This window comes from Pseudomonas sp. SCB32, from assembly GCF_009189165.1.
Classification (GTDB): domain Bacteria; phylum Pseudomonadota; class Gammaproteobacteria; order Pseudomonadales; family Pseudomonadaceae; genus Pseudomonas.
Genome location: NZ_CP045118.1, coordinates 97,687 through 119,892 on the forward strand (window position 1 = coordinate 97,687; position 22,206 = coordinate 119,892).

22 protein-coding genes are annotated in these 22,206 nt (G+C 65.3%); 8 read left to right on the forward strand and 14 right to left on the reverse strand.

Translation table 11 applies throughout. The annotated features are described in order from the left end of the window. Positions 1–57: 57 nt before the first annotated feature. Positions 58–1,128 carry a hypothetical protein gene (locus GA645_RS00485; RefSeq protein ID WP_152218918.1) on the reverse strand — a complete coding sequence of 357 codons (1,071 nt, stop codon included), beginning with the start codon at positions 1,126–1,128 and terminating at the stop codon, positions 58–60. A gap of 216 nt (positions 1,129–1,344) precedes the next feature. Here GA645_RS00485 and GA645_RS00490 point away from each other — a divergent pair, with 216 nt between their 5' ends. Next, positions 1,345–2,484, forward strand: a complete 1,140-nt coding sequence (locus GA645_RS00490) for a hypothetical protein (RefSeq protein WP_152218920.1) — start codon at positions 1,345–1,347, stop codon at positions 2,482–2,484. A gap of 86 nt (positions 2,485–2,570) precedes the next feature. Continuing rightward, positions 2,571–3,215, forward strand: coding sequence for an HAD family hydrolase (locus GA645_RS00495; protein ID WP_152218922.1), 645 nt, complete (start codon positions 2,571–2,573; stop codon positions 3,213–3,215). A gap of 102 nt (positions 3,216–3,317) precedes the next feature. Here the strand turns inward: GA645_RS00495 and argE are convergent, their stop codons facing one another. The 5 genes from argE to GA645_RS00520 all read right to left on the reverse strand — a co-directional run bounded on the left by argE (position 3,318) and on the right by GA645_RS00520 (position 8,549). Continuing rightward, the gene (argE, locus tag GA645_RS00500) at positions 3,318–4,469 is read right to left on the reverse strand and encodes an acetylornithine deacetylase (RefSeq protein WP_152218924.1); all 1,152 of its coding nucleotides are present in this window, start codon (positions 4,467–4,469) and stop codon (positions 3,318–3,320) included. Positions 4,470–4,614: 145 nt separating this feature from the next. Beyond that, positions 4,615–5,289 (reverse strand): DUF1028 domain-containing protein, encoded by a 675-nt coding sequence (locus GA645_RS00505; protein WP_152218926.1) that lies wholly within the window; start codon positions 5,287–5,289, stop codon positions 4,615–4,617. Positions 5,290–5,494: 205 nt separating this feature from the next. Beyond that, complete coding sequence (locus GA645_RS00510; protein ID WP_152218928.1) at positions 5,495–5,905, reverse strand: RidA family protein; 411 nt, start codon at positions 5,903–5,905, stop codon at positions 5,495–5,497. 3 nt (positions 5,906–5,908) lie between these two features. Beyond that, positions 5,909–7,237 (reverse strand): NAD(P)/FAD-dependent oxidoreductase, encoded by a 1,329-nt coding sequence (locus tag GA645_RS00515; protein WP_152218930.1) that lies wholly within the window; start codon positions 7,235–7,237, stop codon positions 5,909–5,911. A gap of 391 nt (positions 7,238–7,628) precedes the next feature. Continuing rightward, positions 7,629–8,549 carry a LysR family transcriptional regulator gene (locus GA645_RS00520; protein WP_152218932.1) on the reverse strand — a complete coding sequence of 307 codons (921 nt, stop codon included), beginning with the start codon at positions 8,547–8,549 and terminating at the stop codon, positions 7,629–7,631. A 137-nt stretch (positions 8,550–8,686) separates the two neighbouring features. On the opposite strand from GA645_RS00520, the gene GA645_RS00525 reads away from it, so the two are divergent. From GA645_RS00525 to GA645_RS00550, 6 genes are all read left to right on the forward strand, one after another. After that, positions 8,687–10,033, forward strand: coding sequence for an aspartate aminotransferase family protein (locus GA645_RS00525; protein ID WP_152218934.1), 1,347 nt, complete (start codon positions 8,687–8,689; stop codon positions 10,031–10,033). After that, positions 10,034–10,342, forward strand: a complete 309-nt coding sequence (locus tag GA645_RS00530; RefSeq protein WP_152218936.1) for a cupin domain-containing protein — start codon at positions 10,034–10,036, stop codon at positions 10,340–10,342. 173 nt (positions 10,343–10,515) lie between these two features. Continuing rightward, positions 10,516–12,012 (forward strand): CoA-acylating methylmalonate-semialdehyde dehydrogenase, encoded by a 1,497-nt coding sequence (locus GA645_RS00535; protein ID WP_152218938.1) that lies wholly within the window; start codon positions 10,516–10,518, stop codon positions 12,010–12,012. Positions 12,013–12,218: 206 nt separating this feature from the next. Then, positions 12,219–13,256: an ABC transporter substrate-binding protein gene (locus GA645_RS00540; RefSeq protein ID WP_152218940.1), complete on the forward strand. Its 1,038-nt coding sequence runs from the start codon at positions 12,219–12,221 to the stop codon at positions 13,254–13,256. Between the two features lie 162 nt (positions 13,257–13,418). After that, the gene (locus GA645_RS00545; RefSeq protein WP_152218942.1) at positions 13,419–13,691 is read left to right on the forward strand and encodes a type II toxin-antitoxin system Phd/YefM family antitoxin; all 273 of its coding nucleotides are present in this window, start codon (positions 13,419–13,421) and stop codon (positions 13,689–13,691) included. Further along, on the forward strand, positions 13,666–13,974 hold the full coding sequence (locus GA645_RS00550; protein ID WP_178119465.1) for a Txe/YoeB family addiction module toxin: 309 nt from the start codon (positions 13,666–13,668) through the stop codon (positions 13,972–13,974). The genes GA645_RS00545 and GA645_RS00550 overlap by 26 nt, the downstream gene beginning before the upstream one ends. A 30-nt stretch (positions 13,975–14,004) precedes the next feature. Here the strand turns inward: GA645_RS00550 and GA645_RS00555 are convergent, their stop codons facing one another. From GA645_RS00555 to GA645_RS00590, 8 genes are all read right to left on the reverse strand, one after another. Then, positions 14,005–14,457: a BRO family protein gene (locus GA645_RS00555; protein ID WP_152218944.1), complete on the reverse strand. Its 453-nt coding sequence runs from the start codon at positions 14,455–14,457 to the stop codon at positions 14,005–14,007. A 1,417-nt stretch (positions 14,458–15,874) separates the two neighbouring features. Beyond that, positions 15,875–16,300 (reverse strand): GNAT family N-acetyltransferase, encoded by a 426-nt coding sequence (locus tag GA645_RS00560; RefSeq protein ID WP_152218946.1) that lies wholly within the window; start codon positions 16,298–16,300, stop codon positions 15,875–15,877. A gap of 174 nt (positions 16,301–16,474) precedes the next feature. Beyond that, positions 16,475–16,999, reverse strand: coding sequence for a transposase (locus GA645_RS00565; RefSeq protein WP_152218948.1), 525 nt, complete (start codon positions 16,997–16,999; stop codon positions 16,475–16,477). Between the two features lie 195 nt (positions 17,000–17,194). Further along, positions 17,195–17,983, reverse strand: a complete 789-nt coding sequence (gene siaD / locus GA645_RS00570; protein ID WP_218572347.1) for a biofilm regulation diguanylate cyclase SiaD — start codon at positions 17,981–17,983, stop codon at positions 17,195–17,197. A gap of 5 nt (positions 17,984–17,988) precedes the next feature. Continuing rightward, entirely contained in the window at positions 17,989–18,369 is a 381-nt protein-coding gene (siaC, locus tag GA645_RS00575; protein ID WP_152218950.1) for a biofilm regulation phosphoprotein SiaC, read from the reverse strand. Between the two features lie 26 nt (positions 18,370–18,395). After that, positions 18,396–18,938 carry a biofilm regulation protein kinase SiaB gene (siaB, locus tag GA645_RS00580; RefSeq protein WP_152218952.1) on the reverse strand — a complete coding sequence of 181 codons (543 nt, stop codon included), beginning with the start codon at positions 18,936–18,938 and terminating at the stop codon, positions 18,396–18,398. A gap of 9 nt (positions 18,939–18,947) precedes the next feature. Continuing rightward, positions 18,948–20,936 carry a biofilm regulation protein phosphatase SiaA gene (siaA, locus tag GA645_RS00585; protein ID WP_152218954.1) on the reverse strand — a complete coding sequence of 663 codons (1,989 nt, stop codon included), beginning with the start codon at positions 20,934–20,936 and terminating at the stop codon, positions 18,948–18,950. A 189-nt stretch (positions 20,937–21,125) separates the two neighbouring features. Then, on the reverse strand, positions 21,126–22,175 hold the full coding sequence (locus tag GA645_RS00590; protein WP_152218956.1) for a chemotaxis response regulator protein-glutamate methylesterase: 1,050 nt from the start codon (positions 22,173–22,175) through the stop codon (positions 21,126–21,128). Positions 22,176–22,206 lie beyond the last annotated feature (31 nt).

Here is a 22,206-nt window from a genome sequence, read left to right on the forward strand (position 1 = left end):
ATGGCGGACTCCTTGTGACGATGCGCTACAGACTAGCCGCCGCGCGGGCGGCCGGGGTCAACGCAGGTCAATCGGCAGCGCCTGCTTGCCGTCCTGCTGCCAGGTGCCGGACAGTCCGGCGCCGCTCGGGCTGAGCACGAAGGTGGCGGGCGGCGGGCCGGACTCGCGCAATTGCAGGCCACCCTGCGCGTCCCGCTGGCCATCGAGTTCGATGTAGCGGGCGTACTTGTCGTAGAAGTAGCTGCCACTCACGCTGCCGTCGGACTCCTCGCGCTCCAGCACCAGGGTGATCGGGAAGCGGCCGTCGAGGCTGCCACGCCATATGCCGGCCGATGGCGGTGCGCCATCGCGCGCGCAGTCGGTGCGCTGGTCGATCAGCAGGCAACGGCCATAGTTGCTGAGCTGCCCGCCCAGGCTGTCATAGCGCCATGCATTGCTGTGGTCCCAGAGGTCGTCCAGTGCCTGGGACACATGGGGTGCGCAGTGCACACCGACCAGGGTCAGGCTGTCCTTTCCCAGCTGCACCTCGTTGTGGGCCAGATCGTCCTTGCGCACGTAGGGCAGGCATTCCTGGTAGATCTGCTGCTGCGCCTGGGCTTCTTCCGGGTCGCTGCGCAGATGGATGTCCTTGCCCACCGTCTTGCCCGCGAGGAAATCCTCGATGCGTTGCGTACGCTGCTGGCTGGCCTGCTGGCGCAACCACTGCAGGCCGTCGGCGCTGAACAGGTCGCGCAGAAGGATCGGCTGGCCGCTGCGGGCATCGAAGTTGTAGCTCTGGGTGTTCTGCGACGGATAGGCGGCCATGTACTCGGAGCCGATGCTCAGGCTGAGGAATCCCGGCTCGTTGCTGGTGACGGTGTAGTCCAGGCTGGTGATGCCCTGCCAGCCGTCATCCTCCTGTGGCCAGATGTCCTCGAAGGCCACCTTCCGGTAGTGCCCGGGCAACTTCTGCAGGCTGGTCGCCTGCAGCCAGGTGTTGATGTTCTGCGCGGCGGGTGTCGGGTCGGTGAGCCGCGGGAAGCTGTACTGGGAACCGTTGGGATGGGTCGCCTTGATCGGCTCGATGTGGAACGCTGCGCCAGCGGGGGCGGCGGCGAGCAACAGGCAGGGGAGCAGCAGGGATTTCATCGACCGTCCTTGTCGGGTCGCTGGAGAGAGAGGCAATTTAAGCATTTCCGCCCGTCCAGCGGGTGGCGCGGCGTTTGCCGGCAACCGCTGGACGGCCCGCTGACGCGAGCCCGCAGCCGTATACTGAATGTTGGGCGACCGGACGCCAACGTGTGCCCGGCCGGGGTCGTGAGCGGGCGGCAGGTCCTTCGGACGCCGTCGAGCCGGCGAGTGGCCATGAACAGTCTGCGTTTCTCCAGCGCCATCTGGTCGCCCTGGCGGCGGGGTGGTGTCATCGCGCTGGTCCTGCTGGCGCTGGCCGGTTGTTCCCATCGCCAGCCCGAGCCTGTAGTCCCCGTCAGCCAGAGCACCTGGCAGCAGGTGGATGCCGACATCGGCGCCGCCTCTCTTTCCGCCACCTCCCAGGCCCGCACCTACGCCGAAGGCGCCATGGAGCACTGGATGGACCTGGTCTACCAGCGCACCGACAGCAAGTTCCTCCCCTGGTTTTCCAGCTACTGGACGCAGCAATGGCTGAGCATGAAGGTCGCCTGGTACAAGATGGGCTCCGAGGGCAATCTCGATCCCACGGTGGACCGGTTGGCGGCCTACCTGCAGGAGGAATACCACCAGCAGGTGCTGGTGCCGGTGGCGAAGGAACTCGATCCCGACTCCATCATGGAAACGGCCGCCCGGCGTTATGTCGGGGCGCTGGCGGAGGGGCTCAACGCGATTCCCCAGCGCCATGGTGTGCCGCAGAAGGCCTTCGACGAGCACCTGAAGGGCATTCCGGCGATCTCCCTCGGTCCGCCATCGAGCCGCGACGCTTCGCTCTATGACGTGGTGCGCGCCAAGGACGTCGGCAAGCTGCCGGCCTTCGCCGCGCTGATGCAGGCCATTCGCGCGGCGGCGGGCAAGGCGGGCGCCGGCACCAAGGTCAGCGGGGTGTCCCCGGTGGCCGAGCGCACCAGTGCCAAGCTGGTATCCGAGCTGAGGGACCGCAGCATCGCCGGGGTGGTCGCCAGCGCTGCCGGCAAGGTCGCGGGTTCGATCATCTCGGTGGCCTTCACCCTGTTCAGCCTCAACAGCAATGACCATGACCGGCCCGAGGTGGAAACCCAGTTGCGCAAGGAGATCAACGCCGCTTTCGACGAACAGTGGCTGGCGCTGATGCGCGACCCGCAGGGTGGGGTGATGGCGGGTGCCAATTACCTCGGTGCCCGGGTCGAGCAAAGCCTGACGGGCAGGCTGTCGCAACCGGTGGAGGAGCAGAGCGGTAGCGAAGAGGTGCAGTCCTTCGGCGCTACGCCGCCCCCGCCGATCGATGCTGGTGCAGGCACCCGTGTACTGCGCCAGGGCCAGGGTTACGCGCCCTGAGGATGACGTTCGGCGCCCGAGGCTTCGCCCAGGCGACCATGCACAGTATCCTTGCCGCCCGACTTTCGCGGCCGGACGCTGATCCCATGCATTACCAGAATATCCTCTTCGACCTCGACGGCACCCTCACCGACCCGCGTGAAGGCATCACCCGTTCGATCCAGTACGCCCTCGCCCAACTGGGCATCGACGAGCCCGACCTGAGCCAGTTGGAACACTTCATCGGCCCGCCGCTGCTGCAGTGCTTCATGAGCACCTACGACTTCGACGAGGCGCGCGCCTGGGAAGCGGTGAACCACTACCGCGTGCGCTTCAAGGACACCGGGCTGTACGAGAACAAGGTGTTCGACGGCGTTGGCGAGCTGCTGCAACTGCTCGGTGGCCAGGGCCGCACGCTGTACATCTGCACCAGCAAGCCGACCGTGTTCGCGGCGGAGATCGCCCGCCACTTCGACTTCGCCAGGCATTTCAAGGTGATCTACGGCAGCGAGCTGGATGGCACCCGCACCAACAAGGTCGAGCTGATCGAGCACCTGCTGGGCATCGAGAAGCTGGACCTTGAGCAGACGCTGATGATCGGCGACCGCAAGCACGACCTGATCGGCGCCCACCGCAATGGGTTGTCCGCTGCCGGTGTCGGCTATGGCTTCGGCAGCCGCGAAGAGCTGCTGGCGGAAAGCCCGGCACATTACTTTGCGAGCATGGACGAGTTGCGGGCGGCGTTTGCCTGAGGTTTCTTTGCAGGGATTGTAGGATGGGTAGAGCGAAGCGAAACCCATGCGGTCACGGCGCATGGGCTCGATGGGTTTCGTTGCACTCTACCCATCCTACGGTCAGCTACGCAGCCACTCCGCCAGCCGCCCCATCATTTCATCGCACTTGGCCAACTGCTCCAGGCTGACGAACTCGTCCGGCTTGTGCCCCTGGTCCATGCTGCCCGGTCCGCAGACCACAGTGGGAATGCCAACCTGGTCGAACAGCCCGCCCTCGGTGCCGTAGGCCACGGTGGAGAACTCGCGGGAGCCGCTGAGCAGGGCGATCAGGTCGGCCGCCTCGGTCTGCGGGTCGGTGGCCAGCGCCGGGTAGGCGGACAGCGGGGTGAAGCGGATGTCCGCCTCGGCCTTCACTGCGCGCATCTTCGGCAGCAGCTCCGCCTCGGCGTACTCGCGCAGGTCATCGGCGACCTGCTGCGGGTCATCGCTGGGCAGCGCGCGTACTTCGAAATCGAACTGGCATTCGGCGGGCACGATGTTCAGCGCGCGGCCGCCGTTGATCACGCCGGTCTGCACGGTGGAGTAGGGTGGATCGAAGCGCGGGTCGTGGCGCGCAGGCTCGGCCAGTTGGCTGCCGATCTCGCCGAGGCGACCGATCAGCTTCGCCGCGTACTCGATGGCATTCACGCCTTGCGGCGCGTAGGCCGAGTGGCAGGCGGCGCCATGTACGTTGCAGCGCATCGCCAGCTTGCCCTTGTGGCCGAGCACCGGCTTGAGTTCGGTGGGTTCGCCGATGATGCAGACCATCGGCTTGTGCTCACGCTGCTCCAGCGCGGCGATCAGCGAGCGCACGCCCAGGCAGCCGACTTCCTCGTCGTAGGAGAAGGCCAGGTGCACCGGTAGGCGCAGTGGTTGGGCAAGGAAGGCCGGCACCGCCGCCAGCACGCTGGCGATGTAGCCCTTCATGTCCGCCGTGCCACGACCGTAGAGGCGGCCGTCGCGCTCGGTCAGCTCGAACGGCGGGACCGTCCAGGCCTGGCCGTCCACCGGCACCACGTCGGTATGCCCGGACAGGCACACGCCGCCACGATCCTTGGGACCGAGGGTGGCGTAGAGGTTGGCCTTGCCACCTTCGGCATCGAAGAACAGCTCGCTCTCGACGCCCAGATAGGCGAGGTAGTCGCGGATGTATTCGATCAGCGCCAGGTTGGGGTTGCGGCTGACGGTGTCGAAGGCGATCAGCTTGGCGAGGATTTCACGGCTGGAAGACATGGTCGGGTCCTGCAAATAAGTGGTGGATTACCCGACCGGGTGATCCACCCTGGATTGTATCTGCTGGGCTCCCGCGTTCGCGGGAGTGACGGGGGCGTTGAAATTCCGTGTCATTCCCGCGAACGCGGGGACCCATTGAACCGCGTTACTCGTCGCCCGGCACGCCGTAGCTCGGTGCCTTGGTCGGGTCGAGGGCGCGGGTGAGGTAGTCCTGCAGCTGCGGCTTGTAGGCGACCCAGAGCTTCTCCAGCTCATCGATCGGCGCCTCGTCAGCCCAGTCTACGCGCAGGTCGACGATCGGCCATACCAGATCGCCAACCACCTTCATGGCCGCCGAATGCACCGGGCCGGCTTCGCCGCCAGCGGCCATCGCCGCCTGCATGGCCGCCAGCAGGCGCTCGGCGAGGCAACCATCGGCCTGCTCGAAGGCGCGGGTCATGGCTTCCATGATCGACGTGGAGGACAACAGGTTGCCCGCCGCCACACAGTTCTCGCCGGCCACCGCGTGGTTCACGCCCAGCGCTTCGCTGCCGGTGAACAGCGCGACCTTGCCGTGCTGGTCGATCACCGTCACCTGGCGGTACTGGCTGTAGCCGTTGCTCGACAGCGCCTTGTCCAGCGCCGCGCTCGGCTCCAGGCCGGTCTCCAGCAGGTCGAGGATCTGCGGGCCGAGGGCCGGCAGGGTGACGTTCTGTGTGGCGACCGCGCCGACGCCGGCGCGAACCCAGGGGCAACGGGCGCCCACGGCAATGCTCGAGGAGCTGATGGCGATACCCAGCTGGCCGGTTTCGGCGCAGCGTCCAACGATGGAAAAGGTCATGGGAGCTCCTTAATCAATCTTGCGTCGTAAACGACAAAACGGCGAGGCGGGGAATTCCCCGCGTCGCCGCTTCATCGCGGTGCTGCGAAAGCGTTACGAGCGACGGCCAGGCAAGGCGGGGATGGACGGGAAGAGCGGAGTTTGCTGTAGCAAATGAGCATTTTCCCGGCCACTCCCAACGCAGTCTGGCCTAGCGCAGTAGCTTTCAGTCCGGAATGACCGCGATGACGTCGATCTCCATCAGCCACTGCGGCTGGCCCAGGGCCGAAACCACCAGGCCGGTGGAGATCGGGAACACGCCCTTCAGCCACTTGCCCACTTCCTGGTACACCGGCTCGCGGTAGCGCGGGTCGATGAGGTAGGTGGTGGTCTTGACGATGTGCGACAGGTCGCTGCCGGCTTCTTCAAGCAGCTGTTTGACGTTCTTCATCGCCTGCTCGGCCTGGGCGCGCGCGTCGCCCAGCCCTACCAGGTTGCCCTCGAAGTCCGTACCAACCTGGCCGCGTACGTACACGGTGTTGCCGGCGCGCACGGCCTGGCAGAGGTCGTTGTCCAGGGTCTGGTTCGGGTAGGTGTCCTTGGTGTTGAACATGCGGATGCGAGTATGGGTAGGCATCTCTTACTCCCAGGAAGCGGCTTTTTGAACGGAGGCTTCGCGCTGCGAAGCGTCCTGGTATTCGACATATTTACGCTGGGTGGCGATGTGGCCGGCCACGTGTTTGGCGTCGTGCCACACACCCCAGATGAAGGAGGAACCACGGCGCGACAGCCACGGCAGACCGACGAAGTACACGCCCGGCTCGCGGGATACACCGCGCTGGTGCTTGGGTTTGCCCTTGTCATCGAAGGCATCGACCTGCAGCCAGTTGAAGTCGACGGCGTAGCCGGTGGCCCAGATGATCGAGGTGATGCCGGCTTCAGCGAGGCCCAGCTCCATGATCGGGTTGCGTACGCATTCGGCGTCCGGATAGACCTTGCGGGCTTCCGGCTCTTCCGGCAGGTCCAGGCCGTTGCGCTCGATGTAGGCATCGGCGGCATCCAGCAGGCCCAGGTAGTTCTCGTCGCCAGCCTTGAGGTTCTTCAGCAGGTCGTCCTGGAAGGTCACCTTGCCATCGGCAAAGGCCTTGGTCAGGCCGACCAGGGTGATGCCCTCGTTGGCCAGGCGGCGGAAATCGATGGTCTCGCCACCACGGGCACCGCTCACGGCGATGGTCACGTGCTCGCGGCCCGGCTGCACTTCCTCGGCATCCCACAGGCCGAGCACACCCAGCCACCAGACGAAGTCACGGTTGCGGTAGGCGCGCGGCGGACGGTCATGGGCGCCCACGGAGAGGAAGACTTTCTTGCCGGCGCGGTTCAGCTCGTCGGCGATCTGTACGCCGGAGGAGCCGGCGCCCACCACCAGCACGGCGCCTTCAGGCAGCTGCTGCGGGTTGTAGTACTGGGCCGAGTGGATCTGCTGCAGGCTTTCGGTCTTCGGCGCGATGGCGGGGATCACCGGGCGCTGGAACGGGCCGGTGGCGGACACGATGCGCAGGGCCTGGATAGTGCCTTCGGAGGTTTCCACGGTGAAGCCGGGACGGCCGTTGTTGCGGGTCACCTTCTTCACTTCCACGCCGGTGTGGATCGGCGCGTTGAATTGCTTGGCGTAGGCGACGAAGTAGTCGGCTACTTGTTCCTTGGCCGGGAACTCATCCGGGCCGACCGAGAATTCCATGCTCGGGAAGCGGTCGTGCCAGGCCGGGCCGTTGGCGACCAGGGAGTCCCAGCGGCCGGTGCGCCAGGCTTCGGCGATGCGGCTCTTCTCCAGCACGACGTGCGGTACGCCCAGGCTGGTCAGGTGCTCGCTCATGGCCACGCCGGCCTGACCGGCGCCAACGACCAGCGTATCGATTTCCAGGTTGTCGAGCGACTTCTTGGCGAAGGCGTTCGGATTCAGGTCGGTCATGGCTTGCTTCCTCTGACTCAGATCTCGTTGTTCTGCTTATTGCGGCTAGTAGCGAGGTGCTTGGGCGCATTCTGTTCAGAGACTGGCAATAGCGAAATTATGTTTTTTGTAGTCGCAGCCTAGGGAAAAGCTGTCGGCCCGCAAGCCACGGGGCATGCGGGCCGAAAGGGCGGGGGTATAGGATTTTTGGTGGCTGGGGTGACAAATTGGTTAGGCAGGGTGTGGCTTGCGCAGCAAAGCTTTGCCTTTCGTGGGGTCGCCCCGCACAGACTGAGCCGGCGTGCATCTGTGTAGGATGGGTAGAGCGCAGCGAAACCCATGCTGCCCCGGAGCGCTGAATCGATGGGTTTCGCGCTGCTCTACCCATCCTACGGTGCCAGAGGGGGCGGGATCAGCGACTCTCCGCCACCGCCTCCAGGAACCGCTCCAGCACCAGGTTCGGCCGGCGCCCCTTGCGGGTCACCACGGTCAGCGGGATGTCGTAGTGGAATCGTTCCGGCCGCAGCGCGCGCATCCGGCCCTGGGCCACCCAGTCGGCGGCGTAGTGGTCGGGCAGGTAGCCTATATAACTGCCGGTGAGGATCAGGAAGGCCATGCCCTCGCGGTCGGACGCACTGGCGCCGCCGCGCAGCTCCTGGTGCCGCTCCTGCGCCTCGGCCGGGATGCGGTAGCTTGGCGCCACGGCGTCGCAGGCGTGGACCTCCTCCACCGTGATGCTCCCGTCGTCGCGCTCGAACAGCGGGTGTTCGCGGCTGCAGAACAGCAGCGAGCGCTCCTCGTACAGCGCCGAATACTCCAGCCCCGACAGCGGACTGATCAGCGGCACCACGCCCACATGCAGCCGTCCGTCGAGCACACCCAGCTCGATCTCGTTGGGCGTGGTCATGCCGATATTGATCCGCACTCCCGGCCCGCTGGCCTTCAGCGCACGCAGGGCGTGGGTGATGCGCATCTGCGGCAGGGTCACCAGGTTGTTGATGATGCCGATGTTCAAGGCGCCGCGCAGGTGCTGGTGCAGCTCGTTGACCTCCGCGCGGAAGCCCTCCAGCGCCGCCAGCAGCGACTGGGTGGCGCGGTACACCTCGCGGCCCTCGTCGGTCATGGCGAAGCCGGCGCGGCCGCGCTGGCACAGGCGCATGCCCAGGCGTTTTTCCAGGTCGCCCATGTGCAGGCTGATGGCCGAGCGGCTGATGCCCAGCGTGCTTTCCGCGGCCGAGAAGCTGCCGCACTCGACTATGGTTTTGAAGATGCGCAGCAGACGGATCTCGAAGTCGCTGACCTGGCCCAGGGATGGGGCGCGGGGTTTTGCCATTTTAGTTTTACCAATTCGAAACTGAGCGTGAGAAGAATAGGCTTTAACTCACGTTTAGTCAGGCTCAATCTTGAACCATCGCAGCAGGCCCGACGCGGCCTGCGCGCCCAACAAGACTGTCGTCGAGGACAAGCTCCATGAACCAGCACCTGAACGTCACCCCGTCGGTGGCCAGCGACCTGAACCTGAAGGCCCACTGGATGCCCTTCAGCGCCAACCGCAACTTCCACAAGGACCCGCGCATCATCGTCGGCGCCGAAGGCAGCTACCTGGTCGACGACAAGGGCCGCAAGATCTACGACAGCCTCTCCGGCCTGTGGACCTGCGGTGCCGGCCACTCCCGCAAGGAAATCGCCGACGCGGTCGCCAAGCAGCTGACCACCCTCGACTACTCCCCGGCCTTCCAGTACGGCCACCCGCTGTCCTTCCAGCTGGCCGAGAAAATCACCCAGCTGACCCCGGCCGGCCTGGACCACGTGTTCTTCACCGGCTCGGGCTCCGAGTGCGCCGACACCTCGATCAAGATGGCCCGTGCCTACTGGCGCATCAAAGGCCAGTCGCAGAAGACCAAGCTGATCGGCCGCGCCCGTGGCTATCATGGCGTGAACGTCGCCGGCACCGCCCTGGGCGGCATCGGCGGCAACCGCAAGATGTTCGGCCAGCTGATGGACGTCGACCACCTGCCGCACACCCTGCAGCCGGGCCTGGCCTTCACCAAGGGCATGGCTGAAACCGGCGGCGTGGAGCTGGCCAACGAGCTGCTCAAGCTGATCGAACTGCATGACGCCTCCAACATCGCCGCCGTCATTGTCGAGCCAATGTCCGGTTCCGCCGGCGTCCTGGTTCCGCCGAAGGGCTACCTGCAGCGCCTGCGCGAAATCTGCGACCAGCACAACATCCTGCTGATCTTCGACGAAGTGATCACCGCCTTCGGCCGTATGGGCAAGGCCACTGGCGCCGAGTACTTCGGCGTGACCCCGGACATCATGAACGTCGCCAAGCAGGTCACCAACGGCGCCATCCCCATGGGCGCGGTGATCGCCAGCAGCGAAATCTACGACACCTTCATGGGCCAGAACCTGCCGGAATACGCCGTCGAGTTCGGCCATGGCTACACCTACTCCGCGCACCCGGTCGCCTGTGCCGCCGGCATCGCCGCGCTGGACCTGCTGCAGAAGGAAAACCTGATCCAGCAGTCCCTGGAGCTGGCACCGTACTTCGAGAAGGCCATCCACGGCCTGAAGGGCGCGAAGAACGTCATCGACATTCGCAACTGCGGCCTGGCCGGTGCGATCCAGATCGCCGGTCGTGACGGCGACGCCATCGTGCGTCCGTTCGAAGCCAGCATGAAGCTGTGGAAAGAAGGCTTCTACGTACGCTTCGGCGGCGACACCCTGCAGTTCGGCCCGACCTTCAACGCCAAGCCCGAAGACCTGGACCGCCTGTTCAGCGCCGTCGGCGACGCCCTGAACGGGGTGGCCTAAGTGAGCGAGCGCCCGAAGGCCGTCCCGACGGTACAGATCGACAACGACAAGGTCCTGGTCACCGAGTGGCGCTTCGCCCCCGGTGCCGAGACCGGCTGGCACCGCCACGGCATGGAATACGTCGTGGTCCCGGTGACGGGCGGCGAGCTGCTGCTGGAAACTCCCGAGGGCGAGCGGCGCGCGCCGCTGGTCCTGGGCCAGAGCTACACCCGCCAGATCGGTACCGAACACAACGTGATCAACCCCTGCGATCACGAAGTGGCCTTCATCGAGATCGAGCTCAAGCAAGACCACTCGCACGACCACTGAGCGCGCGGGCACGCAAGCAGGCAGCGCCGGACGAGTCGCCTTAGAGTGGCGGCCGGCGGGGCCTGCTGCCCACGCCATCGACAGAACAACTCCCCGCTCCTTCGGGTGCGGGTCAGGGTGAGGGACGCTTGAAAGCGTCCCGCCCCACACTTTCAGCGAGATAGAGACAGCCCATGACCATCGTCAAGCACCTGATCGGCGGCGAGATGATCGCCGACACCGGCCGTACCGCCGACGTCTTCAACCCGTCCACCGGCGAAGCCGTGCGCAAGGTCCCGCTGGCCAGCCGCGAAACCGTCCAGCAGGCCATCGACGCCGCCAAGGCCGCCTTCCCGGCCTGGCGCAACACCCCGCCGGCCAAGCGCGCCCAGGTCCTGTTCCGCTTCAAGCAACTGCTCGAAGCCAACGAGCAGCGCATCGTCCAGCTGATCAGCGAAGAACACGGCAAGACCATCGAAGACGCCGCCGGTGAGCTCAAGCGCGGCATCGAGAACGTCGAGTACGCCAGCGCCGCCCCGGAAATCCTCAAGGGCGAGTACAGCCGCAATGTCGGCCCGAACATCGACGCCTGGAGCGACTTCCAGCCGATCGGCGTGGTCGCCGGCATCACCCCGTTCAACTTCCCGGCCATGGTGCCCCTGTGGATGTACCCGCTGGCCATCGCCTGCGGCAACACCTTCATCCTCAAGCCGTCCGAGCGTGACCCGAGCTCCACCCTGCTGATCGCCGAACTCTTCGAAGAAGCCGGCCTGCCCAAGGGCGTGCTGAACGTGGTGCACGGCGACAAGACCGCCGTGGACGCGCTGATCGAGGCCCCGGAAGTCAAAGCCCTGAGCTTCGTCGGCTCGACCCCGATCGCCGAGTACATCTATTCCGAAGGCACCAAGCGCGGCAAGCGCGTACAGGCCCTGGGCGGCGCCAAGAACCACGCGGTTCTGATGCCCGATTGCGACCTGGACAACGCCGTCAGCGCCCTGATGGGTGCGGCCTACGGCTCCTGCGGCGAGCGCTGCATGGCCATCTCGGTGGCCGTTTGCGTGGGCGACCAGATCGGCGACGCGCTGGTCGAGAAGATCGTTCCGCAGATCAAGGCCCTGAAGATCGGCGCCGGCACCTCCTGCGGCCTGGACATGGGTCCGCTGGTCACCGGCGCTGCCCAGCAGAAAGTCACCGGCTACATCGACGCAGGCGTCGAGCAGGGCGCCCAGCTGCTGGTCGACGGCCGCAACTTCAAGGTTGCCGGTCACGAGAACGGCTTCTTCGTCGGCGGCACCCTGTTCGACAAGGTGACTCCGGACATGACCATCTACCAGGAAGAAATCTTCGGCCCGGTGCTCTGCATCGTGCGCGTGAACAGCCTGGAAGACGCCATGCAGCTGATCAACGACCACGAATACGGCAACGGCACCTGCATCTTCACCCGCGACGGTGAAGCGGCCCGCCTGTTCTGCGACGAGATCGAAGTCGGCATGGTCGGCGTCAACGTACCGCTGCCGGTACCGGTGGCCTACCACAGCTTCGGCGGTTGGAAGCGTTCGCTGTTCGGCGACCTCCACGCCTACGGCCCGGACGGCGTGCGCTTCTACACCAAGCGCAAGGCCATCACCCAGCGCTGGCCGCAGCGCAAGTCGCACGAAGCGGCGCAGTTCGCCTTCCCCAGCAACGGCTGAGGCTGACGAAAAAGGCATGGTCGATACCGACCATGCCTTTTTTCTTTCTACCCCCTGAACACCGCACATACGGCGATCCACGCATCGCCGGGGCCCTGGTCGCGCCCACGACAAGCAAGCGACCAACCACTGTAGGCATCGAGCGCCGGTCCGCCGGTACCCCGAATGTAATGGACGTAACACCCTGCAACGTGGAGACAACAATAATGACCAAGATCCTCAAGCTCACCTCCCTGGCGATTGCCCTCGCCGCCACCAGCCAGTCGTTCGCTGGCGACCTCACTGTCGTATCCTTCGGCGGCGCCAACAAGGACGCCCAGGTCAAGGCCTTCTACAAGCCCTGGGAGCACAGCAGCGGCAACCGCCTGGTGTCCGGCGAATACAACGGTGAAATGGCCAAGATCAAGGCGATGGTCGATACCGGCAGCGTCGCCTGGAACGTCGTCGAAGTGGAGGGTGCCGAACTGGCCCGTGGCTGCGACGAGGGCATGTTCGAAGAGCTCGACCCGGCGCAGCTCGGCCTCAAGAAAGAGGACTTCGTGCCCGGCGCGATCCAGCCCTGCGGCGTTGGGTTCCTTGTCTACTCCACCGTACTTGCCTACAACCGCAACAAGCTCGCCAGCGCGCCGACCAGCTGGAGCGATTTCTGGGACATCGAGAAATTCCCCGGCAAGCGCGGCCTGCGCAAGCTGGCCAAGTCCACCCTGGAATTCGCTCTGCTCGCCGACGGCGTGAAGCCCACAGAGGTCTACCAGGTGCTCGCCACCCCGCAGGGGCAGGACCGCGCCTTCGCCAAGCTCGACCAGATCAAACCCTACATCCAGTGGTGGGAGGCCGGCGCCCAGCCGCCGCAATTCCTCGCCGCTGGCGACGTGGTCATGAGCTCGGTCTACAACGGCCGCCTCTCCGCCCAGCAGCGCCAGCAGTACGGCCTGGATATCGTGTGGAATGGCGGCATCTACGAATTCGACTCCTGGGCCATCCCCAAGGGCGCGCCGCAGCAGGACACGACCCGCCAGTTCATTGGCTACACCCTCGAACCCGAGCAGCAGAAGAGCTTCTCCCAGCACATCGACTACGGCGCCGCCAACCTCAAGGGGATGGAGCTGCTGGACGCCAAGCGCGTGGCCGAACTGCCCACCGCGCCGCAGAACATCGAACAGCAGATTCCAGTGGATGTGACCTTCTGGACTGACCACGGCGAACAGCTGGAGCAGCGCTTTAACGCCTGGGCGGCGCGCTAACGAAGGTTTACTCAGTCCTGCAAGTGAGGGAGAAAGGCCGGTCGAGTGACCGGCCTTTTCCGTTTCTGGATCGGCGGCCAAAAAGACTGTACAGAAGTCTGTACAATGTCTGTTCGAGATTCACTGACCTATGCCCGCCGCCAGCGGCAAGGACGACCTTTCATGCAAATACTCACCTTTACCCAGGCCCGCGCCGATCTGAAGCAGACCATGGACGATGTGTGCCGCGATCACGAACCGGCGGTTATCACCCGTCAGCGAGGTGAACCGGTGGTGATGATCTCGCTGGAGGACTACAACGGCATGCAGGAAACCCTCTACCTGCTGAGTTCCACTGCCAACGCCCAGCGGCTGCGCGAGTCGCTGGACGAGGTGCGCGCCGGCAAGGTCCAGGTCAAGGAGCTGACCGTTGAACGTGAAGTCGAAAAGCCGTAACAAGACGGCCGCGCGAGGCTCCATCACCGTCGCCTTCACCAGCCATGGCTGGGAGGATTACCAGTTCTGGGAGCAGAGCGACGCCGAGATTTTCCGCGCGCTCAACGCCCTGATCGAAGAGTGTCGGCGTACGCCTCACAAGGGCACCGGCAAGCCCGAGCCGCTCAAGGGCGATCTTTCCGGGTTCTGGTCCCGTCGCATTACCCGTGAGCATCGGCTGGTCTATCTGTACGAGGCCGAGGTGCTGACCATTCTTCAGTGCCGTTACCACTACGATAAATAGGGCCGCCGCAGCGGCCCTATTTGTTGGGGGCTAGTCGCACCAGGCGAGCTTCGGCACGTCTTCCCAGCGCATCCACATTCCGCCTTGCCAGTTCAACAGCAGCCAGCGCTTGGCATCCCACGCCAGCATCACTCGCCTTGGCGCGTTGGTATCCGCTGCGTGTTCGTCGCGCAGGGTGGGGATGACGTCCTGGGTCAGCCAGCGGTCGAGGGCTTCGAGTTCGGGGTGGCCGAAGCGGAGCAGGGCCTTGTAGACGGCGGCTTCGCTGAGCATCACGGTTTGTTCTTCTGCGCCGGTGCTGTAGGCGAGGCGGACGTTCTGGACTTCGTGGGGGTAGAAGCGGTGGTGGATGCTGTGGGGGAAGCGGTAGGCGAGCAGGCGGGCGATGTCGGAGGCGACGAACCAGGCCTGGTTGTCGATCATGACGCCGCGCAGGAAGCGTTTGTGGCGGGTGAAGGAGGTTGGGGTGTAGGTGTCGTGCATAAGTGGAACTCCTAACGATTAAAGGAGCCGCACCCATGTCGCCAAACATAGGAGGCGGACCGCGCGGGGTTGGCGAACCGGACGTCAGGTCCCGGCAGACCCGGAGGTCTCCCCGCGCGATCCGCCATAAGCGTTGCAGAAATTTCTGCAAGGTGCGCGGGGGCCTACAAAAACATTCGCTGTTTTCGTAAGCACCTGTGGGCGCAATCGCGCCTGACGTCTCCGGGTCGCCAAACCCAGGTCACTGATGTGACTGGGCGAGGGTAGGAATGGTAGTAGCGCCCAACAAGCCAGCCGATTCCGGGATGCCTGTAGGAGCGGACTTTGTCCGCGATGCTTTTCGTTTCGGGTTTGGGTGTTTCCGCGCCGCTTCGGTGTGCGCGGGGACTTTTTGTTTCGCCCCCTCGGGCGAGTTACTTTCTCAAACTGCGGATGGCCGCCCCACAGAAAGTAACCAAAGGTCTTGCCCCTGCATCCGGGTCCGGCTTCGCCGGACTGATTCGCTTCGCTCACCCTGCGGGCCAGCCTTCGGCTGTTACTACGCTGCGCTCCGTTTCCCTCGCTCCATCGGAGTTTCAGGGGCACGCGTCGACGGGCCATCCATGGCCCAACGACGCTCTCGCGACATCCATGTCGCTCAACCCCTGAAACTCCGATTCCACTGGGCCTCCTGAAGGGGCGCTCCGGAGTGCACGGAGGTTTCTCTGGAACCCGCTTTTCGTAGGAGCAACTGTCTTTTGTGCCCTTGTAGGATGGCGTAGAGCGAAGCGAAACCCATCAACATCGTGCACCGACAGCATGGGTATCGCTTCGCTCCACCCATCCTACGAATTGCGGCAACTCGAGTCCTGGTGCACGACTCCTGTAAGAGCGGACCTTGTCCGCGAAGTCTCACCACTGCACCCACGCTGCAGGATGAACACCCGTAGGGCGAATAACGCGCAGCGTTATCCGCCTTGATGGGTTTCGCTTCGCTCTACGCCATCCTACGAAGAGCCATCCAGCATGGAGCAGCCAAAGCCTCCGGCGCGCGCAGAGTCCCGTCAGGAGGCCGAGTGGAGGTATTGCGCAGAGGGGCGAGCGGCATGGATGCCGCGAGAGGCGTAGAGGGCCAGGGATGGCCCTTCTACGCCGACCCTCGGAGCGATACCGGAAGGAGGGAAGTCTTCGCGAAGCGAAGACCCGGATGTCGGGACGAGACCTTTTGGTTCCTTTTGTGAGGGCGGCTATCCGACGTTTGACAAAAGGGACTCGCCCGAGGGGGCGAAACAAGAAACATCCGAGCACGCCGAAGCGGCGCAGAAACGCCGACCAGGACGGCGGATAACGCTTGAGGCGTTATCCGCCCTACAAGAGCATCGCGAACGGAGCCCGCTCCTACGGGCGCTCGCCGCGCCGCGTAGTCGCGGGCTCCAGATCAGCCGAAATGCTTCTTCAGGTAAATCCGCTGATGCCCCGGCGGGCAGTCTTCCAGCACGCCCATGCGCTCGAACCCCTGCTTCTCGTAGAACCCCGGCGCCTGGAAGCTGTAGGTGTAGAGGAACACCCCGACGCAACCCCGGCGGCGGGCTTCGTCTTCGGCATGGGCGATGAGCTGGGCGCCGAGGCCGTTGCCGCGCTGGTCGCCCTGCAGCCAGAGGTAGTCGATGTAGAGCCAGCCCATGCCCGATTGTCCGAACATCCCGCCGACCACTTCGCCGTGCTCGTCGCGGGCGTAGAGCTCGAAGTCGTCGTAGGTGTTACTGCGGCCCATCTGCTCGAAGTTGTAGGCGAGCAGTCCCTGGACGACCACGTCGCGCGCGTGCGGGTCGACGCCGAGGGTGAAGTTGAAAGCGGGTTGCATGGGAGCCCTCCGGATTGGCGAAAGCGCCAGTCTAGGGAGCTGACGACGGGTTGGGTAGGGCGCCGTTGGTAGGAGTGGCCATTAGTTCGTAGGATGGGTAGAGCAACGCGAAACCCATCGATCCGCACGTGGGCTGTGCGCCAACAGCATGGGTTTCGCTGCGCTCTACCCATCCTACGGGTGGCGTGCCGGGGCTGCTGTGCCGCCGGCCCAGTCGGCGGGGAGTAGGCCAAGGCGCACGTAATGATGGAAGGACGACCATGGCCAGTCTGCCGCGCGGGTGACGAGGCCATGTTTGCAGGGGTTGAAGTGGATGTAGTCGAGATGCCGCGCCAGGTCGTTGGCATCGCGGATGCGATGCTCCCAATAGCGACGTTGCCAGATGCCGCGCTCATTTTTCAGATGGCGGCTGAGGGAGACCGGTTCCCCTTGGGGAATGGTGCGCGAGAACTGCCCCTTGATCTGCCGCCAGCGCAGCGCGTAATCCGCATCGCCTGCGGGCAATGTGCAGAGCGCATGCAGATGGTTGGGCAGGATGACAATGGCATCGACGCGCCATGGGTGGCGCCGTTGCACCTTTCGAAAGGCTGTGCGCAGCGCCTCGATGTGCTCGATCAGCAAGGAGGATTTGCGATTGGCGAGGGCTAGGGTGAAGAACCAGCAGGCGCCCGGTGTGAGATCCCGTCGGTAGTTCGTCATTGCACATCCCTGTCCGAATTGACTCCGGCAATCCTACGAAAGCCGCGAGCGGGACAGGGCGGAGGCTTGTGTCAGGAGGGTCCGTTTTGAGTCGTAGGATGGGTAGAGCGACGCGAAACCCATCGATCCGCACGTGGGTTGTGCGCCGACAGCATGGGTTTCGCTGCGCTCTACCCATCCTACGGAGAGTGGCGTTCAGCCCTGCGCAAACTCGCACTTGTCCCGCCCGCTGCGCTTGGCGTCGAGCAGGGCGACGTCGGCGCGGCTGACGGTCTGCGAGTAGCTTTCGCCAGGGCGGTGCTCGGCCACGCCGAAGCTGGCGGTGACCGACAGGGCTTCGGTGCCCACCCGCACGGCGAGGCCACGGATGTCGCTGCGCACCCGTTCGATGATGGCGGCGGCGTCGGCCAGGCGGGTTTCCGGGAGGATGAGGAGGAATTCCTCGCCGCCCCAGCGGCCGCAGAGGTCGTACTGGCGCAGCGCCGCTTGCATGGCGCGGCCGATCTCCACCAGCACGCGGTCGCCGACGTCATGGCCCCAGGTATCGTTGACCTGCTTGAAGCGGTCCACGTCGAGCATGGCCAGGACGTAGGGCTCCTGGCGGCGCTGGGCGCGTTCGCTTTCTTCGCGCAGGCGCTCCATCAGCAGGCGGCGGTTGGCGATGCCGGTGAGCGGGTCGTGGGTCGAGGCTTCGCGCAGGGCGACGTTGAGGTCGCGCATCATGTTCTGGTAGCGGTCGGAGATGCGCGCCACCTTTTCCAGCTGGCGCAGCTGCTTGTGGTAGCGCTCGGACAGGGTGCTGTTCTGCGCCCGGGCCATGGACTGGAAGCCGTCGGAAATCCGCGCGATGCGCTCCAGGCGCGCGAGCTGGTCGAGCGATTGCTGGTGTTTCAGGTAGAGGGCCTCGCGCAGGGGGTGGCCTTCGTACTGGGGGTCGGCCAGCAACTCTTCGATCAGCAGGTCCAGCTCGCGCTCGCTTGTCATGGCTCTTACTCGTCGTAGGCTTGGATGACGAACGGGAAGGTACAGTCTTCGCGGAACTCTTCGGCCAGCTCGGCAACGCGCTCGTTGCGGCGGTCGTAGTGCCAGGTGACGGTGGCGGCGCGGCCTTCGCGGTGGGCTTCTTCGAGCAGGTCGAAGATGTCCATCATGGCCTTGATGGAGCTGGTGTTGAGGTACAGCAGGCGCAGGTCGAGGGCGAGCGGGCGTTGTTCCTGGGCGAGGAAGCGCTCGACCCATTCGATCACCTGGCCGAACAGTTCATAGGAGTTCTCCGGGTAGGAGTCGCCCTGCATGGTGAGGGTGCCGGCCTGCCAGTCGCCCTGGATCGATGGGGTGGACTGGGTTCCTGTGATGTTGAGCTCGGTCATGGCTGGGTGTTCCTGAATTCGCAGGTTCAGATCACGGCGCGCAGGCTGAAGAAGGCGCGGCCATCAGGTTGTTCGGTGAGGGAGGTCTGCAGCGGCGCGCTGGATTTGCGGGCGATGTCCAAGAGGCCCAGGCCGGCGCCGGAGGTGGCTTCGGCATCGCGCGGGCGGCGCAGCTGTTCCTTGTAGGCGGCCTTGAGCTGGACCTTGTCCAGGTCGGCGATGGCTTCGATGCTGCGCACCAGGCCACGGCCGTCTTCCAGCTCCACCAGGTTGCCGGCGGAGACCACGTAGTGGCCCTCGTCGTCACGGGCGATGGCGACGGTGGCCGAGGCGTCCTGTTCGCCGTAGCCGCGCAGGGAGGCGTAATGGCGGATGTTCTGGGTCATCTCGATGTACACCGCGAACACATCCATGGCTTCGCTGGGATGCGCCTGCTCGGCCTGCAGGTAATTGCGCAGGGCGTGACCGATTTCCTCGATCAGGCTGCGCGAGATGGGGCCGTTGAAGCAGAGCAGGATGCGTTGCCGGGTGTAGCTCTCGCGCATGGCCAACAGATCTAGCGATTCCATGGAATACCCCTAGTCGAATCGGAAGGAGAGGATGGTGATGTCGTCGCGCTGCGGCTGCTCGCCCTGGTACTGGGCGAGGGTGGCGGCGAATACGTCCGCCTGCTCGGCCAGCGGCCGGCGCGCGTGGCTGCGCAGCAGGTCGGCGAAGCGGCTGTTGCCAAAGCCGAAGCCGTGCTCGCCGCCGGCCTGGTCGAGGAAGCCGTCGGTGCACAGGTAGTAGGTCCAGCCCGCTTCCATGGGAATCTCGACGTCCTGGTAGTCACCCTGGCGCTTGTCGCCGATGGCGCGGCGCGCGCCCTTGTACTCGCGCACGTCGTTGCCGTCGCTGGCGAACAGGGAGATCTTCGCCCCGGAGAAGTGCAGCAGGCGGCGGCCATGGTCGACGCGCACCAGCCCCGCGTCCATGTTGGTGGCCAGCGAGCGGGTGAACTGCTCCTCGCTGAGCATGCCGCGCATGACGTGGTCGGTTTCGCGCAGGATGGCGGCCGGGTCGTGGCTCTTCACGCTGTCGATGGCGTGGTCGATGGCGGCGAGCGCAAGCATGGTCATCAGCGCGCCGGGCACGCCGTGGCCGGCGCAGTCGACCACGCCGATCAGGCTGTCGCGCGGGCCTTCGCGGTAGATGTAGAAGTCGCCGCCGACCACATCGCGCGGTTTCCACAGGACGAAGTGGTGCTCGCCCAGGGACTTCTGCAGCTGGCGGTCGGGGAGGATGGCGCGCTGGATCAGGCTGGCGTAGTCGATGGAGTCGCCGATCTTCTTCTGCGCGGCGGCCATCTCGCGGTTGGCGCTTTCCAGCGCCTGGGTGCGCTGTTGCACCTTGTCTTCCAGCTCCTCGGTGTGCCGGCGCACCTGGTCGGCCATGCTGGCGAAGGCCGACGACAGTTCGCCGATCTCGTCCGGGCGGGTACGCGGCAGCGGGCTGTCGTACTGGCCGGCGGCAATCGCCTTGGCCGACTGTTTGAGGCCGCGCAGTGGGCGCAGCACCAGCAGGTCAACGGTGTAGGCGAAGCCGAGCAGGAGGATGGCCAGCAACCCGGCGAGAGTGCCCGCCAGCGGCCAGATCCAGCGGCTGTCGAGCACCTGGGCGGCATGCAGGTCGATGACGCTGAGCACGTGCCAGCGCAGCTGCGGAATGTAGGCCATGGCCAGCAACTGCTCCTTGCCGTCCACCGTGCCCCACATCGTCTCGACTTCGCCGGGCGTGGCCTCGGCCTGGCGCATGGTCTGGCGCAGGGTGTCGCGTTGGCGGTCATTGGCCAGCAGGTCGAACACACGGTGCTGCACCTTGGCGCCGGCGCCGGAGGAGTAGGCGATCAGGCTGGTGTCGGGGTGTGCCTGGATGGCGCCGTCGGGGGCGACGATCATGGGCGTCACCCCGGCTTCACGGCGCGAGATGAACTGGTCGAGGAACTCGGTGAGGTCAAGGCCGCCGCCGGCCAGGCCGACCTTGTCGTTGCCGGCGCGGACCACCATGTTGAACCAAACCTTGGTGACCTTGAGCTTCTCGTTGTAGTCGACGTTGATGTTGTACGGCTCTTCGCGCGCCAGGGTCTCGAAGTACCAGGCGTCCTGCGGGTCGTCCTGGCTCAGGGTGTAGCGCGGTGAGTTGGACAGCGGCGAATTGGAGTCGTTGAAGTAGTAGTGGTGCGAGGCGTCCACCACCACGAAATAGGAGTAGTTGTGCTGGTCGGCGCGGTAGCCGTCGGCTTCGCGGAAGAACAGCGAACGGCGCGTCGGATCGCTCTCGGCGAGCATCCAGTCCTGCGTCACCACGGACTCGGCCAGCCGGCGCGAGAGCGCAAGTTCGCGGATCACCGGTGCGATGATCTTCTGCTGGTTGAGCAGGGTGAAGTTTCTCGCAAAGGCGAGGCCGAAATGCGTGCGGATATCCTCCATGGCCTTCCAGCCCAGCAGGACCGCCGGAACCAACGCCAGAAGACAGGCGATGAGCAATGCCACCACCGATTTACCGCGCAACCCCCATCTTGCCGCCATGGCTCTCTCAGTCCCCCTCGTCGCCCGCCGTCTGCCGGTCTTTTGGCGAAAGCTCAATTGTGCAGTTTGTGTACCGGCACAATCAAACCAAATTGATAGCGCAACGCCATATTCTTGGCGTCACGCTGTCGACGGGGGCTAGACACTGTCTGAAAGATCGCTCAGATGGCGTATTGATTTCGTGCACTGTTAGACGCGATTTCCGCCACCGCTCTGCCGCGCCTGGTGCAGCAGGGCGGTGGCGATGCGCTCCAGCGGCAGGATTTCCTTCGCCGCGCCCAGCTCCACCGCCTCGCGGGGCATGCCGTAGACCACGCAGCTGGCCTCGTCCTGGGCGACGGTGTGGCCGCCGGCCTGACGGATCGCGAGCAGGCCTCGCGCGCCATCCTTGCCCATGCCGGTGAGCAGGGCCGCCAGCAGGTTGCGCCCGGCGCAGTGGGCGAGGGAGTCGAACATCACATCCACCGCCGGCCGGTGGCCGTTGACCGCCGCTTCGTGCTGCAGGTGCACCACGTAGTTGGCGCCGCTGCGTCGCACTTCCATGTGGAAGTCGCCGGGGGCGATGAGCACATGGCCGGGGAGTACGCGGTCGCCGTCGCGGGCCTCGCGCACGGAAAGGCGGGTCTGGCGGTCCAGGCGTTCGGCATAGGACTTGGTGAAGCCCGGCGGCATGTGCAGGGTGACCACGGTGCCGGGGCAGTCCGGCGGCAGCCCCAGCAGCACTTCCTTGATCGCTTCGGTGCCGCCGGTGGAGGCGCCGATGGCGATGATCTTCTCGGTACTCAGCAGCGGGCCGCTGGCCGCAACGCTCGTGCCGACGGTAGTGCTGGGCCGGCGCATCCGCGCGCGGGCGGCGGTCTTGAGCTTGGCGCGGATTTCCGCGGTGTAGGCCTGCATGCCTTCGGCAATCCCCAGGCGCGGCTTGGCGATGAAGTCGATGGCGCCCAGTTCCAATGCGCGCAGGGTGGCTTCGGAGCCCTTCTCGGTCAGCGAGGAGATCATCAGCACCGGGGTTGGCCGGCCCTTCATCAGCTTTTCGAGGAAGGTCAGCCCGTCCATGCGCGGCATTTCCACGTCGAGGGTGATCACGTCGGGCGAATGCTGCTTGATCAGGTCGCGGGCGGCGAAGGCGTCCGGCGCCAGGCCGACCAGTTGCAGCTCCGGGTCGCCCTGGATGATGTCCTTGAGCAGGCTGCGGACCAGCGCCGAATCGTCGACCACCAGAACCCTGACTGCCATGGCGTCCTCCTCGTAGGATGGGTAGAGCGAA